Annotated in this window: 12 protein-coding genes, 1 pseudogene and 1 riboswitch; of the genes and pseudogenes, 4 read left to right on the top strand and 9 right to left on the bottom strand. The window is 74.2% G+C overall.

Annotation, left to right across the window (positions count from 1 at the left end; all coding sequences use genetic code 11):
* Window positions 1-127 precede the first annotated feature (127 nt).
* The 7 genes and pseudogenes from HCN08_RS10250 to HCN08_RS10220 form a co-directional block, all read right to left on the bottom strand.
* Window positions 128-850: pseudogene (locus tag HCN08_RS10250) on the bottom strand (response regulator transcription factor); the annotation flags it as partial.
* Window positions 851-1,131: 281 nt separating this feature from the next.
* Entirely contained in the window at window positions 1,132-2,439 is a 1,308-nt protein-coding gene (locus tag HCN08_RS10245; protein ID WP_167982654.1) for a glycoside hydrolase family 16 protein, read from the bottom strand.
* A 229-nt stretch (window positions 2,440-2,668) separates the two neighbouring features.
* The gene (locus HCN08_RS10240; protein WP_322974365.1) at window positions 2,669-3,646 is read right to left on the bottom strand and encodes a lysylphosphatidylglycerol synthase transmembrane domain-containing protein; all 978 of its coding nucleotides are present in this window, start codon (window positions 3,644-3,646) and stop codon (window positions 2,669-2,671) included.
* A 276-nt stretch (window positions 3,647-3,922) separates the two neighbouring features.
* Entirely contained in the window at window positions 3,923-5,845 is a 1,923-nt protein-coding gene (locus tag HCN08_RS10235; RefSeq protein WP_167982653.1) for a ricin-type beta-trefoil lectin domain protein, read from the bottom strand.
* 212 nt (window positions 5,846-6,057) lie between these two features.
* Window positions 6,058-7,083, bottom strand: coding sequence for a LacI family DNA-binding transcriptional regulator (locus HCN08_RS10230; protein WP_167982652.1), 1,026 nt, complete (start codon window positions 7,081-7,083; stop codon window positions 6,058-6,060).
* A 152-nt stretch (window positions 7,084-7,235) separates the two neighbouring features.
* On the bottom strand, window positions 7,236-7,976 hold the full coding sequence (locus HCN08_RS10225; protein ID WP_167982651.1) for a class I SAM-dependent methyltransferase: 741 nt from the start codon (window positions 7,974-7,976) through the stop codon (window positions 7,236-7,238).
* A 92-nt stretch (window positions 7,977-8,068) separates the two neighbouring features.
* Window positions 8,069-9,106, bottom strand: coding sequence for an enoyl-CoA hydratase/isomerase family protein (locus HCN08_RS10220; protein WP_167982650.1), 1,038 nt, complete (start codon window positions 9,104-9,106; stop codon window positions 8,069-8,071).
* Window positions 9,107-9,187: 81 nt separating this feature from the next.
* Window positions 9,188-9,285, top strand: a riboswitch (ZMP/ZTP riboswitch).
* 21 nt (window positions 9,286-9,306) lie between these two features.
* Between HCN08_RS10220 and HCN08_RS10215 the strand changes: the two genes are divergently transcribed.
* Entirely contained in the window at window positions 9,307-10,752 is a 1,446-nt protein-coding gene (locus HCN08_RS10215; protein WP_167982649.1) for a glycine hydroxymethyltransferase, read from the top strand.
* A 72-nt stretch (window positions 10,753-10,824) separates the two neighbouring features.
* Here the strand turns inward: HCN08_RS10215 and HCN08_RS10210 are convergent, their stop codons facing one another.
* Together HCN08_RS10210 and HCN08_RS10205 are read right to left on the bottom strand one after the other, a co-directional pair.
* Window positions 10,825-11,106, bottom strand: coding sequence for a DUF4190 domain-containing protein (locus HCN08_RS10210; protein WP_167982648.1), 282 nt, complete (start codon window positions 11,104-11,106; stop codon window positions 10,825-10,827).
* Window positions 11,107-11,176: 70 nt separating this feature from the next.
* On the bottom strand, window positions 11,177-11,329 hold the full coding sequence (locus HCN08_RS10205; RefSeq protein WP_167982647.1) for a hypothetical protein: 153 nt from the start codon (window positions 11,327-11,329) through the stop codon (window positions 11,177-11,179).
* A 107-nt stretch (window positions 11,330-11,436) separates the two neighbouring features.
* Between HCN08_RS10205 and HCN08_RS10200 the strand changes: the two genes are divergently transcribed.
* The 3 genes from HCN08_RS10200 (at window position 11,437) to HCN08_RS10190 (ending at window position 13,810) form a co-directional block, all read left to right on the top strand.
* Window positions 11,437-12,111 carry a TetR family transcriptional regulator gene (locus HCN08_RS10200; protein ID WP_167982646.1) on the top strand — a complete coding sequence of 225 codons (675 nt, stop codon included), beginning with the start codon at window positions 11,437-11,439 and terminating at the stop codon, window positions 12,109-12,111.
* A 317-nt stretch (window positions 12,112-12,428) separates the two neighbouring features.
* Entirely contained in the window at window positions 12,429-13,535 is a 1,107-nt protein-coding gene (locus HCN08_RS10195; RefSeq protein WP_167982645.1) for an AraC family transcriptional regulator, read from the top strand.
* Window positions 13,532-13,810, top strand: a complete 279-nt coding sequence (locus HCN08_RS10190; protein WP_167982644.1) for a hypothetical protein — start codon at window positions 13,532-13,534, stop codon at window positions 13,808-13,810. Before HCN08_RS10195 ends, HCN08_RS10190 begins: the two co-directional genes overlap by 4 nt.
* Window positions 13,811-13,910 lie beyond the last annotated feature (100 nt).

Raw genomic sequence — 13,910 nt, 5'->3', positions numbered from 1 at the left:
CGTCGGCCCGCCCCTCGCGGGAGCGGCCCCCACCCCGCCCGCCGCGCGGGCTCCCCGTACCACCGCCACCGCCCGGCCCGGCGTCCCCGGCGGAGTGGTCGCCGCTCCCCCCGGTCCCCGGCGTGCCGGGCTCCGCCGGGCGGAGGACGAAGCCGACACCGCGGACGGTGTGGAGGATGCGGGGGCGACCGGCGGCCTCCAGTTTGCGGCGCAGGTAGCTGACGAAGGTGTCGACGGCGTCGCTGCGGACGTCGAAGTCGTAGCCCCAGACGCGGTCGAGGAGCTGGTCGCGGGTCAGGACGATGCCGGTGTTGCGGGCCAGGGTCTCCAGCAGCTCGAACTCGCGCCGGGTCAGGTCGAGGGGGGTGCCGTCGCGGGTGGCGGTCCTGGCGGCGGGGTCGAGGACCAGGCCGCAGGCGCGCACCTGGCCGGCGGGGCGGGGCGGGCGGCGGCGCAGCAGGGCGTCGAGGCGCAGCACCAGCTCGTCGAGGGCGAAGGGCTTGACGAGGTAGTCGTCGGCGCCGGCCTGGAGCCCGGCGACGCGGTCGGCGACCTCGTCGAGCGCGGACAGCACCAGCACGGGCAGGTCGTTGCCCGCGGCGCGCAGGGTGCGGCAGACCTCGATGCCGTCGACGTCCGGCATGGAGATGTCCAGCACCAGCACGTCGGCCGGGTCGTCGCCGGCGAGCCGGCGCAGGGCGGCGGCGCCGCCGTCGGCCTCGGCGACGGTGAAGCCGCGCAGGCGCAGGGCGCGGCCGAGGGAGCGCAGGATCGCGGCGTCGTCGTCCACCACCAGGACCCGCCCGCGCGGCTGCCCGCCTCCTGCGCCGCCCGCGCTGGTGCCTGTCATGTCCGTCCACGCCTCCGCTCCCCGGCCGCCGTGTGCGCCCGCGGGATCGCGGACGCCGCATGGTGCATCGCGGGAACCATGCCTACACGGCCGGGGAGCGGAGTGCCATCGCCGGGTCGGTACCCGGGGTGTGCGGCGGGCACGGGCGGCCGGGGAGAGCCGGCCGCGCGTGCCCGCCGGGCGGGGCCGGGCGGAGCGCGGGTCCGGTCGGGCCGGCCGGCTGCGCCCGGGTCGGCGGCGGGCCCGGGGGGATCCCGGGGCCCGCCTGCCGGGTGGCGCGGTCAGCCCGTCACGGTCCACTTCTGGTTGGCCCCGCCGGAGCACGTCCAGATCTGCAGCCGGGTGCCGTTGGCGGAGCTGTTGCCCGTCGCGTCGAGGCACTTGTTCGCCGCCGGGTTGACGATGTCGTGCGCGGCGGTGACGGTCCACTTCTGGGCCGCGGTGCCGTTGCAGTCGTACAGCTGCACCTTCGTGCCGTCGGCGGTGCCCGCGGCCGTCACGTCCAGGCACTTGCCGAGCGCGCGGATCGTCCCGTCGGAGCCGACGGTCCAGTTCTGCGCGGCGGTGCCGTTGCAGTCGTACAGCTGCACGGCCGTGCCGTTGGCCGGGTTCGCGCCCGCGACGTCGACGCACTTGCCGGCGATGCCGGTGATGGGGTGGCCGCCGCCGGTGCCGCCGCCGGAGGTGTCGGAGGTGGTGACGTGGACGTAGTCGACGACGAGCTGCTGCGGGAAGGAGGTGCTGCCGTCGGGGTCGCCGGGCCAGTAACCGCCGACCGCGAGGTTGAGGATGATGTAGAAGGGGTGGTCGAAGACCCAGCGGTTGCCGCCGAGGTCGGCGGGGGTGCGGGTCTCGTACGCGTGGCCGTCGACCGACCAGGTGATGGAGTTGGGCGACCAGTCGATGGCGAAGGTGTGGAAGGCGTCGGAGAAGCTCTGCCCGTTGGGCAGGGTGTAGCCGGCGCCGATGCCGGCCGAGCCGGAGTAGCCGGGGCCGTGGATGGTGCCGTGGACGCTGCCGGGCTCGAAGCCGACGTTCTCCATGATGTCGATCTCACCGCTGTTGGGCCAGCCGACCGAGCCGATGTCGTTGCCCAGCAGCCAGAAGGCCGGCCACATGCCCTGGCCTCGCGGCAGCTTCATCCGGGTCTCGAAGTGGCCGTACGCCTGGGTGAACTTCTGCGGGGTGGACAGCCGCGCCGAGGTGTACTGGCAGGTTCCGTACCAGCACTGGTAGTTGGCGGGGTTCTCCTTGCGGGCGGTGATGACGAGGTCGCCCTGGCCGTCGAGCGCGGCGTTGTGGTTGCCGCTGGTGTAGTACTCGCGCTCGTGGTTGTTGACGTTGTCGCCGGTCTCGTAGCCCCACTTGGAGCCGTCGACGGCGCTGCCGGCGGCGCCGTTGAAGTCGTCGGTGAAGGTCGCGGTGGCCGCGGCGGGCGCGAGGGCCGGTGCGGCGGCGGGCGCGGCGGCAGCGGCGTGGCCGGGGGCGGCGGTCTGCTGGAGCAGGGCGCCGAGCAGCAGCGCGGCGGCGGCCAGCAGCGGGAGGGGATGGATGCGTCTGGTGCGTCGGGTGGGGGGTGATGCCGACATGCCGGACTCCTCGGTAGGGGCGGCGGGACACGGAACGCCGGGGGCACGCGCCACGGATACGTTTCCGGCGCCATGCCCCTGACAGACGAGTGAGCAGCACGAAACGGACGGCGTCCACCACCCGGGGGCGCTTCGCTCACGTCTTAGTTCAGGACGTGATTTAAATGGCGCGGCGAAGGGCCGTCAAGACTTCTGGCACACATTGGTCCGGACCAATTTCGGGCCGGCCTCACAGCTCGCCGCGCCGCACCAGCAGCGCCAGCACGAGCACGCCGGGCACCAGCGGCAGCCAGGTCGTCACGAGCCGGTAGCCCAGCACCGCGGAGGTCGCCGTCACGCCGGAGGCGCCGGCGCTGATCAGGGCGAGCGCGAGGGCGGCGTCCAGCGAGCCGAGGCCGGCCGGCGTCGGCATCCACCCGGCGGCGGTGCTCGCGAACAGGTACGCCACCACCGCACCGCTCACCGGCACCGGCGCGTGCACCGCCCGTACCACCGCGACCACGACCGCGGTGTGCATCGCGGGGAAGGCCAGCGAGCCGCCCCACAGCGCCGCGACACGGGCCCGGTTGTGGTGCAGTACGCGCAGGTCGCGCACCACCGAGCCGAAGACGTCCCGCACCCGGTCCCGCAGCCGCCGCACGCAGCGCGTCAGGACGAGGGCGGCGGCCAGCACCAGCGCGGCCACCAGGCAGATCAGCAGCGGGTGGACCGGCAGCCGGGGCGCGCCGCCGGTCAGCCGGTGCAGGTGCAGGGCGCCGGGGAAGAGCGCGAGGACGGTCAGCAGCAGCGTGATCCGGCCGGCGACGGCGGCGCAGGCCCGTACCGCGAGCGCGGCCAGCGCCCGGGTCGGGGTCAGGCCGCGGCGCATCAGGAAGCGGAGATTGACCGCGTTGCCGCCGACGCCCGCGGGCAGCACGTGGTTGGCGGCGGAGGCGGCGAACTGGGTGGCCAGCAGCACACCGGGCGGCAGCCGTTCGACGACCGCGCCCTGCTGGGCGGTGGCCGAGGCCACCCAGGTCAGGAAGGCCGCCAGGCACGCGACCGCGAGCCATCCGGTGTCCGCGTTGCCGAGCCGCCCGGCACTGGAGTTGATCATCGTCCACTTGCTGGTCACCACCAGCGCGACGGCGGCCACCGGCAGCAGCATCATCGTCGACCGCAGCGACGTTCGCTGCCAGCCGGCACCCTCGTTGCGGGCGATGGACACGCGGACTCCTCGTCGCATGGGGCACTGCAGCGGGGCACGACCGGAACCGGGCGCTCCACCAGGTTAGGCGGCGCGGGTGGCCACGTCCCGCCAGCACACGGCCGGGTGGGTCAACGTCTGACAAACACCAGTCGACACCGGCCGGCGCCATGGCCGGAAAACGGCGGACCGCCGGGCCCGCGCTGCTCGCGCGGACCCGGCGGTCCGTCTCTCTTCCTTCAGCGCGGCCGGCCGCGGTGAGAGGGCCGCGGCCGGCCGTTCATGGGGTGGGCGGCGTCAGGGTGCGGGCGCGTTCCACTGCTGGTTGGCCGCTCCGGTGCAGTCCCAGATCTGCAGCCGGGTGCCGTTGGCCGAACTCGGCCCGGTGGCGTCCAGGCATCTGCCGGACTGCGGGTTGACCAGCGTGTTGCCGGACCCGCGGTTCCACACCTGGGAGCCGGTGCCGTTGCAGTCGTAGAGCTGGACCTTGGTGCCGTTGGCGGTGCCGGCGGCGCTCACGTCCATGCACTTGCCGAGCGCCTGCAGCGTGTTGCCGGAGGCGGTCCAGGACTGCGCGGCCGTGCCGTTGCAGTCGTAGAGCTGCACCGCGGCGCCGTTGGCGCTGCTGGCGCCGGCGACGTCGACGCACTTGCCGCCGTAGCCGGTGATCGTGCCGGTGTGGCCGGTCCCGGTGCCGCCGCCGGTGCCGGGCGTGCCGGACCAGGTGAAGGTGGCCGAGGCGCCGCCGGGCAGTGAGTAGGAGAAGTTCTCGTTGCCCCAGTTGACCCGTAGCGTCTGCGCGGACGACGACTCGTTGTAGGCGATGAGCGCCTTGGAGCCGTCGGGGTTGCGCCAGGCGACGTTGCGGATCGTGGAGTTGTCGGTGGAGGCGATACGGGTGGCGCCGGGCTTCACGAACTTCGTGAGCTGGCCCATCGTGTAGTACTCGATCGTGTAGTCCACCTGCCCGCTGCGGCTGTCACCGTTGTGCACGGTGATCAGGCCGGTGCAGGTGCCGCAGCCGCCGTTGTGCGGGCCCATGTTCTGATCGACCGCCAGGCTCCACTTGACCCAGCTCTGGCCCCAGTTGCGGGTGTAGTCGATCAGGTTCTCCATGTCCTCCTTCTGCTGGTTGCCGATCCAGGTGCCGCCGGAGTGCTCGGTGTCGAAGGCCGGCAGGTCGGGGTACTGGTTGTGGACGGTGGTCTGCTCCGAGACGTTGCCGCCGTAGCCGTGCCAGGCGATGCCGCCGAAGTTGGGGTCGGTCCGGATCGAGGCGTCGGTGACGGTGGGCGCGGCGTAGCTGTCGTAGGTGTCCCAGTTCCAGTCCAGCGCCAGGACCTTGGTCGACAGGCCCGCGGCGTGCAGCGCGGGCAGCAGGTTGGTCTTGGTGAAGTACGCCAGGCCCGAGCCGTTCCACTGCGCCGACGGGTAGCCGGAGCAGCAGGTGGGCTCGTTCTGGACGGTGACGTAGTCGACCGGGACGCCCTGCGCCTGGTACGCCTGCAGGTACTTCACGAAGTACTGCGCGTAGGCGGCGTAGTACTGCGACTGGAGCCAGCCCTGGCTGTAGGCGTCGTTGTCCTTCATCCACGGCGGCGGCGTCCACGGGGTGCCCATGACCTTGACGTTCGGGTTGAGCTGCCGCGCCTGCTTGGTGAGCGGCACGACGTCGGCGAGGTCGTGGGCGATGGAGAAGTGGGCGAGTGTCGGGTCGGTCTGGCCGGCCGGCATGTCGTCGTAGGTGTAGCTGTTGCGGGCCAGGTCGGAGGCGCCCATGGGGTTGCGCAGGAAGCCCAGGCCGATCCCGTTGACCGGGTCGAAGAGCTTCTGCATGACGGTGTTGCGGGTCGACGCCGACAGGGCGCCGCTGCTGTTCATCAGCCAGGCGGCGGTGTCGGTGAAGGACGCGCCGCCGCCGGTGAACTTCTGGTAGGTGGTGCCCTCGTCCACCGTGACGTTCTGCCCGGAGCCGCCGGTGCCGGCGCCGAAGGCCAGCGGGGCCTGCTGCTCCAGGCCCTTGACGACGTTGCGCCCGCCGGAGTCGTTGGTGGTGGTGAGGTAGACCTGGACGCTCTCGCCCGCGGCGTGCGCGGTCACCGGGACCGCGAGCACCGGGACGATCGCCGCCGCGGCGGCGCTCAGGATGCCGACGACGACACGTCGCAGTCGTCGGGCGGTGGAGGATCTGCCCGTGTGGGGCCGGGTGGTTGCGCTCATGATTCGTTGCCTTTCTCGGCACGATGGCATGGGCCTGACAGGGGCAACCGCACGGCGAGGGGGTCCGTACGCTTGTTTCACCCCTTGTTTCACGACTTATATCGCGACGTGATTTAACTAGCCGGTCTCTGGCCCGTCAAGGGATGGCGCGGCGGCCGTGGGCATGAAACACCCTGTAACAAGCGGGGGTCGGAGGGAGCGGCCCGGCGCCGCTACGCCCCGCAGGGCGCGGTGCTGCCGCGCGGGACCAGGGCCGGCGACGGGAGCAGGATGTCGGGGACCGGCCCCTCGTCGATGAGCGAGAGCAGGGCGGCGGCGGCCCGCTCGCCGTACTCGGTCACCCGGCGGCTGACCGCGGTCAGCGCGGGGTGCACCAGGCGGCACAGCTCGCTGTCGTCCCAGGCGACGAGCGACAGCTCGCGGGGGACGTGGACGCCCATCTCCTGGGTGACGCTGAGCGCGGCGACCGCCATGACGTCGTTGTCGTAGACGATCGCGGTCGGCCGCAGCGAGCCGGACAGCAGCCGCCGGGTGGCCCGCGCGCCCTCCTCGCCGGAGTAGTCGGTGTAGAGGCACGGCACGCCTTCGAGGCCGAGCTCGGCCGCGGCGGCCTCGAACGCCTCGCTGCGCTCGCGGGTGTGCACGAAGTCGGCGGGGCCGGCGACCCGGGCGATCCTGCGGTGGCCCATCGCGGCCAGGTACGCCAGCGTCTCGCGCACGGCGGCGGCGTCGTTGATCCACACCGACGGCACGCCCGAGGTCTCCGAGGCGTGGCCGATCACCACCGCCGGCAGGCCGAGCTCGGCGACCAGGCCCAGGCGCGGGTCCTGCTCGCGCAGGTCCACCAGCAGCACGCCGTCGACCCGGCGCTCGCCCCACCAGCGGCGGTAGGCCGCCTCCTCGGCACGGGCGTCCTCGGTGACCTGGAGCAGCAGCGCGGTGCCGGTGGCCGCGAGACCGGCCTCCACGCCGGAGATCAGCTGCATGAAGAACGGCTCGATGCCCAGCACCCACGCCGGGCGGTCCACGACCAGGCCGATCGCGCCGCTGCGCCCGTCGGACAGCGCGCGGGCGGCGCTGCTGGGGTGCCAGCCCATGCGGGCGGCGATCTCCAGGATCCGGCTCCTGGTCTGCTCCGAGACCCCCGCCTTGCCGTTGAGCGCGTAGGAGACGGCACCCTTGGACACGCCGGCGGCCTCGGCGATGTCGGCGATGGTGGGACGCTTCTTGGGGCTCATGGCGCCTCGATACGGCGGGACGGCCCGCCGCGGGGCGGGTGACGGGCTGGTCGGCGTGACGGGTCGGCTCGGCTGGCTGTCGGTCGATCGGTCGGTCGGTGCTTCACCGATCGGGTGATCGGCCCGCATACCTTAACAACGCGGGCGCGCTGCTAAGCGCGGACCGCGGAGATCTCCAACCGGGTGTAGTCCACGACCGGTTCGGCGAGCCGGCCGGCCACCGCGGTGACGAACGGCTCGCGGTCGGCCTCGGGCATGGTGTCGAGGTGGGCGCCCAGGATGACGGTGGCCAAGAACGCCTCCAGCTGCTCGCCGGGCTCGAACCGGGCGGGGTCCGGCCGCAGTCGCACCTCGATGTCGGTGAAGCCGGCGGCGGCCAGCCGGGCGCGGGTGTCCTCGGTGCCGGCGAACTCCCAGGTGCCGGGCGCCTCGCCGCGGACCTCGGCGACGGCCGCGTTGACCGTGGCGATGTTGCCCCGGCCGCCGCACTCGGTGACCAGCCGGGCGCCCGGGCGCATCCGCTCGGCGAGCGCGGCGAAGAGCGCGGCGTGGTCGTCGATCCAGTGGAAGGCGGCGACGCTGAAGACCGCGTCGACCTCGCCCTCGAAGGGCAGCGGCTCGGTCAGGTCGGCATGCACGACCTCGACCCGGTCCAGCCGGCCGGCCAGCCGCGCGCGCAGCTGCTCCAGCATCCGCGCCGACCCGTCCACGGCGACCACCCGGCCGTCCGGCAGCAGGTCGAGCAGGCCCTCGGTGTCCCGCCCGGTGCCGCAGCCCGCGTCGAGGACCCGCTCGTCGCCCTTGAGCGGCAGCCGGGCCAGTGTGCGGCGGCCCCAGTTCAGGTGCGGCAGCGGCAGCGAGTCGTAGGTCTTGGCATCCCATTCCCGAGGCATGGCGCGGGGCTCCCGTCCGTCATGTCCCGCCGTGACTCGGCGGGTCCGACGGCAACGCTACGCGCGCCGGTCCGCATCCTGAAACCACAATCTCACATATTGGACAGTACGGACTCCGCCGGGGTCGACCACACGGGCCTGCGGTCCTTGTCCACCAGCGCCGCCCGCACGCCCTCGTGGAAGTCGGCCGTGCGGGCGGTACGGCACGCCAGCTCCAGCTCGCGGGCCAGGCACTCCTCCAGCGCGGCGTCCGCGCCGGCCCGCAGCAGCGCGGCGGTCGCCACCAGGCTCGCCGGCGAGGCCGCGTCCAGCAGCGCCAGGGTCTCCTCCGCCCACCGCGGTTCACCGGACTCGGCCGCGAGCCGGGCCCGTACGGCGGCCACGTCCCGTACCGGGTCCGCGCCCGCGCCCGGCTCCCCCGGCGTGAAGCAGCGCTCCACCGCCGCCGCGTGCGCCGGCCGCGCCGGTACGGGCCGGGCGAAGCGCCGCAGCACCGCGTCCGGCTCGCCGCCCTGCGCGGTCAGCGCGTCCCGCAGCGCCGGCAGGTCGGCCGACGGGAGGTGGTGGGTGGCCAGCCCGCACGCCACCGCGTCGGCGCCCGCGGTCCGCGCGCCGGTCAGCCCGAGGTACCAGCCGTAGCCGCCCGGCAGCCGGGGCAGGAAGTGGCTCGCGCCGATGTCGGGGAAGAAGCCGATGGCGGTCTCCGGCATGGCCAGCACCGCGCGCTCGGTGACGACCCGCGCCGAGCCGTGCACCGAGATGCCGAGGCCGCCGCCCATGGCGAAGCCGTCGATCAGGGCGGTGTACGGCTTGGGGTAGCGGGCGATCAGCGCGTCCAGGCCGTACTCGGCCGTGAAGTACGTCCGCACCGCCGCGTCGTCGCCGGCCGTGCCCGCCGCGCGGACGGCCACGATGTCACCGCCGGCGCAGAAGGCCCTGGGCGAGGCGCTGACGACCAGGACGGAGCGTACGGCCGGGTCGTCGCGCCAGCGGGTGAGGGCGTCGGTCATGAGGCGGACCATGGCCAGGTCCAGCGCGTTGAGCGCCGCGGGGCGCGTCAGCTCGATGACGCCCGTGCCGCCCGGGTGGATGCGCGCCCGTACCGGCGCCTGCTGCGCTGCCTGGCTCATGCCGCTCCTCGTCGCTCGGGGTGCCGCGCGCCGCGCGCGGGCCCGACCCATGAAAACACCACCGCCGGGATTGATAGGCTCCGCGTGAGCCGTGACTGGCGCGCTGGGATGGGGTCAACCATCGGGGAGCGGCTCGCCGCGAGATGACGCGAAGAGAGCCGTGCGCCTGGGCCGTCCCGATGACGAACCGGAGGACCGGCATGGCCGAGCAGCCGTACAGCACGCAGTCGATCGCCTTCCGCAGCGCCCTGGAGGTGATCCGGGGCGTGGAGCCGCGGGTCGCCGACGCGATCGGCGCGGAGCTGGCCGACCAGCGCGAGATGCTCAAGCTCATCGCGAGTGAGAACTACGCCTCGCCGGCGGTGCTGCTGGCGATGGGCAACTGGTTCAGCGACAAGTACGCCGAGGGCACGATCGGCCGCCGCTTCTACGCCGGCTGCCGCAATGTCGACACCGTCGAGGCGCTGGCCGCCGAGCACGCCCGCAACGTCTTCGGCGCCGCGCACGCGTACGTACAGCCGCACTCGGGCATCGACGCGAACCTGGTGGCCTTCTGGGCGGTGCTCTCGCAGAAGGTGGAGACCCCGGGGCTGGCCCGGGCCGGGGTGCGGCAGGTCAACGACCTGTCGGAGCAGGACTGGGCGCAGCTGCGGGCCGAGTTCGGCAACCAGCGGATGCTCGGCATGTCGCTGGACGCGGGCGGCCACCTCACGCACGGCTTCCGGCCGAACATCTCCGGCAAGATGTTCGACCAGCGCAGCTACGGCACCGACCCGACCACCGGCCTGCTGGACTACGACGCGCTGCGGGAGACCGCCCGCGAGTTCCGCCCGCTGATCATCGTGGCCGGCTACTCGGCCTACCCGCGGCTGGTCAACTTCCGCATCATGCGCGAGATCGCCGACGAGGTCGGCGCGACGCTGATGGTCGACATGGCGCACTTCGCGGGCCTGGTCGCCGGCAAGGTGCTGACCGGCGACTTCGACCCGGTGCCGCACGCCAACATCGTCACCACCACGACGCACAAGTCGCTGCGCGGCCCGCGCGGCGGCATGGTGCTGTGCGACGACTCGCTCGCCGAGCATGTCGACCGGGGCTGCCCGATGGTGCTGGGCGGCCCGCTGCCGCACGTCATGGCGGCCAAGGCGGTCGCGCTCGCCGAGGCGTCGCGGCCGGAGTTCGGCCGTTACGCGCACGCGATCGTCGACAACGCGCGGGCGCTGGCCGAGGGGCTGCTGACCCGCGGGGCGAAGCTGGTCACCGGCGGCACCGACAACCACCTGGTGCTGATCGACGTGTCCGGTTACGGCCTGACGGGCCGGCAGGCGGAGGCGGCGCTGCTGGACGCCGGCATCGTCACCAACCGCAACTCCGTGCCGCAGGACCCCAACGGCGCCTGGTACACCTCCGGCATCCGGATCGGCACCCCGGCACTGACCACCCGCGGCCTGGGCGCGCCGGAGATGGACGAGATCGCGGGCCTCATCCACACCGTGCTGTCCGGTACGACGGCAGCTGCCGCGCCCAAGGGCGGGCTGTCCAAGGCGCACCACGTGCTGGACGCGGCCGTCGCCGACGAGGTCGCCAAGCGCGCCTCCGACCTGCTGGCGGGCTTCCCGCTCTACCCGGGCATCGACCTGAGCTGAGCTTTTCGAGCCCCGCACGGCGAAGGCCCGGCCGGTTCGGCCGGGCCTTCGCCGTATACACGTCCGGCGCGGCTAGTCGAAGGACCAGAGCACGCCGTGGCCGGCGACGACGAACGCCGCCTGGACGGCGAGGCCGGCCACCCCCAGGGCGAGGCCGAGCAGGGCGCGGCCACGGCGCCGGGTGCCGCGCGAGAGCGCGACCAGGGCCAGCACGATGGCGGCCGGGCCGAGCAGCAGGTTCATCACCAGCAGGCCGGGCAGGCCCAGCAGGAAGGACGCGACGGCCATGCCGTCGGCGTCGCGGTTCTTCGCGGCCGGCGAGCCGGCCGGGACCGGGTGGGCTGCGGTGTTCACGGTGTCCTCTCCGTATGCGGTGCGGTGTGCGGTACGGGCGAAGGGTGCGGCGGCGGTACGGGCGGGGCGCTCAGCCGCGGCGCCGGCCGGCGGCCTCGCGTACGGCGAAGCCCAGCAGCCAGACGGCGACGGCGGCGGACGCGGCGGCGAAGACGGTCAGCGGCATATGGGCAGCCGCACCCATCACGACGCCGATGCCCACAAGAAGGACGACAAGGCTCATGTCGGCGGCACCTCCGGGGAGTTGCGAACTCAGATAACACTTGTTCACTGACTGACGAGTCTAGCGTACGGTGGCGGAAGTCGGCGAACGGTTGTTTACTGAATGACATGAGTCACACATCAGGGGCGGCGGGCGCGCCGGCCCCCGCCCCGCTCCGGGTCCGGCAGGCGCAGAAGGAGCAGACCCGGCGGGCGCTGCTGGACGCGGGCCTGCGGCTGTTGGACCGGCAGAGCCTGAGCAGCCTGGGGCTGCGCGAGGTCACCCGGGAGGTCGGGGTCGCGCCGGCCGCCTTCTACCGGCACTTCCCCGACCTGGCGGCGCTGGGCGTGGCGCTGGTCGGCGAGGCGCTCGGCAGCCTGCACACGGTCGTCCGGGACGCCCTGGCGGGCGGCGCGGCGGGCGCGGACGCCGCCGAGCTCATCGACCGCACGGTGGCGATCACCGTGGCCTACGCCGACGAGCACCGGGCGCACATCCGCTTCATCGCGCGCGAGCGGTACGGCGGGGTGCGGCCGGTGCGCGAGGCGATCGCGGCGGAACTGGCGCGCTTCACCGAGGAGGTGGCGACCGGGCTCGCCGCGCAGCCCGCCTCGGCGGGCTGGAGCCCGGCGGAACTGCGGGTGCTGGCGGGCCTGTACGTCGACCACATGGTGCAGACGGCGGCGGCCGTCATGGAGGCGCCGCAGGACGACCCGGCGGCCCGCGACACGATCGTGGAGACGGCGCGGATGCGGATGCGGATCATCAGCCTGGGGCGCGCGCACTGGCTGGACGGGCGGTAGCGGCAGGGGCCGCCCCCTCCCCGGGGCGGGCCGCCCGCGCCGCAGCGGACTTCCGCCGGCACGGACGGTGCACACCGTCCGCGCCGGCGCCACCCCCCGGTGGTGCCGCGTCTCCCCCTGCGCGGTCCCTCGGTACCTGAGAGCACCGTTGCCCCAGATCATGGTGCCGGTCATTCCGCATAGGGAGGACGCAACGCGCCACTCGGCGGACCGAACGCGCCGGATACGGCGTAGGCTGCGGGAACGCCGCAGGCTTGCCCTGGACAGGTGCGTGTCCCTGCCGTCACCGCCGACCGCGGACTTGCGAGGTGCCCGGTATGTCCGTAGCCACGACCGCAGAACCGCCGCCGATCGCCGCGCTCACCGAGTGCGTCGTGGTGCCGCGCTTCATCGCCAGGGCGTCCTCGCGCAGCGGCGCCGAGGCCGAGTCGCTGGTGCGGGCAGCCGGGGTGCCGAGTGTGCTGCGGGACCCGGACACCGCGCGCAGCCCGTCGTCCGGGACCTTCCAGCTGTGGCGCGAGGTGCTGGGCCGCACCGGGCGGGCGGACGCGGGGCTGCTGGCCGCCGGGCAGTTCCGGCACGGGCAGTTCGACCTCGTCGACTATCTGATGAGCACCGCGCCGACCCTGGGTGAGGGGCTGGCGCTCGCCGCCTCGCATCTGCACCTGCTGAGCAGCAGCTCGACGCTCAGCGTGCAGGAGGACGGCGACGAGGTGACCGTCACCTACGGCATCCTCCGGCCGGACAGCGAACTGCGCTGGGTGGTAGCCGAGTTCGTCCTCGGAGTGCTGGTGGAGCAGATGCGGAACAGCACCGGGAGAGCGCTCTCCCCACTACGGGTGACCTTCGCGCACGCCGCGCCGCCGCGCACCACGGCCCACACCGACCGGTTCGGCACCGCGCAGGTGGAGTTCGGGGCCGGGGCCGACACCGTCACGTTGCACCGCAGCGCCCTGCGCCTGCCGACGGCCACCGCCGATCCCGCGCTCGCCGCGATCATCCGGCGCAACGCCGCGGCCTTCCCGCCGCCGCGGACGCCCGCCGCCGGGCCGGTGCCGGGGCTGCGGCCCGCGATCATGGCGCAACTCGCCGAGGGCCGCCCGTCGTTGGCCACGACCGCACGCCGGCTCGCGGTCAGCCCGCGCACCCTCCAGCGGCGGCTCGCGGAGTCCGGCACCACCTGGCGCGCCGAACTGGACGCCGTCCGCCGGGAGTGCGCGGCCGGCCTGCGCCACGCCGGCACCGGCTCGGCCCAACGCGCCGCCGCCCGGCTGGGATTCGCCGAGTCGCGGTCGCTGCGCCGGGCGATGAGCCGCTGGAACGCGCAGGAGGCCGGCCGCACGGCGGGCGCAGCGGCGCGGACGACCGCGCCGCCGGCCGGGCAGCAGAAGCCGCAGCCGACCGAGGGGACGCCCACGCCATGAGCGACAGCCACGACGACCGGCCCGCCGCGTACGACCCTGCCGCTGAGCCCGGCCGGCCCGCGCGGCCTGCCCGGCCCGCCCGCGAGGAGCGCACCGAGGGCGGCGACCCGGTGTGCTGGCTGGACCGGGTCTGCGACGAGTGCGGCGCCATGCGCGAGGACATGAGGTCACCGGTGTGCGCCCGCTGCGGCACCCCCTTCCCCGGCGCGGAGGCGGACGCGGGCTCCGGCACCGCGCCGGCGGGCCGGGAGGGCGCGCCGCCGCCCGGCGAATGAGCCGCGCCAGCCGGCGCGGTAGGGCGTGAGGCGGTAGGGCGGGCGGCGGTAGGGCGAGCGGCGGTCACGCGGGTGGCAGCCGGGGGCCGCGAGGCCGGCG

This window comes from Actinacidiphila epipremni (genome assembly GCF_012034175.1).
Taxonomy (GTDB): Bacteria; Actinomycetota; Actinomycetes; order Streptomycetales; family Streptomycetaceae; genus Actinacidiphila; species Actinacidiphila epipremni.
Note: the sequence above shows the minus strand (reverse complement) of the source record. Positions and strands in the feature narration are given on the sequence as shown.

Coding starts and splice junctions, on each gene's coding strand:
- HCN08_RS10245 (WP_167982654.1), bottom strand. CDS start 2,439: ATGTCGGCATCACCCCCCACCCGACGCACCAGACGCATCCATCCCCTC.
- HCN08_RS10235 (WP_167982653.1), bottom strand. CDS start 5,845: ATGAGCGCAACCACCCGGCCCCACACGGGCAGATCCTCCACCGCCCGA.
- HCN08_RS10230 (WP_167982652.1), bottom strand. CDS start 7,083: ATGAGCCCCAAGAAGCGTCCCACCATCGCCGACATCGCCGAGGCCGCC.
- HCN08_RS10225 (WP_167982651.1), bottom strand. CDS start 7,976: ATGCCTCGGGAATGGGATGCCAAGACCTACGACTCGCTGCCGCTGCCG.
- HCN08_RS10220 (WP_167982650.1), bottom strand. CDS start 9,106: ATGAGCCAGGCAGCGCAGCAGGCGCCGGTACGGGCGCGCATCCACCCG.
- HCN08_RS10215 (WP_167982649.1), top strand. CDS start 9,307: ATGGCCGAGCAGCCGTACAGCACGCAGTCGATCGCCTTCCGCAGCGCC.
- HCN08_RS10205 (WP_167982647.1), bottom strand. CDS start 11,329: ATGAGCCTTGTCGTCCTTCTTGTGGGCATCGGCGTCGTGATGGGTGCG.
- HCN08_RS10200 (WP_167982646.1), top strand. CDS start 11,437: ATGAGTCACACATCAGGGGCGGCGGGCGCGCCGGCCCCCGCCCCGCTC.
- HCN08_RS10195 (WP_167982645.1), top strand. CDS start 12,429: ATGTCCGTAGCCACGACCGCAGAACCGCCGCCGATCGCCGCGCTCACC.
- HCN08_RS10190 (WP_167982644.1), top strand. CDS start 13,532: ATGAGCGACAGCCACGACGACCGGCCCGCCGCGTACGACCCTGCCGCT.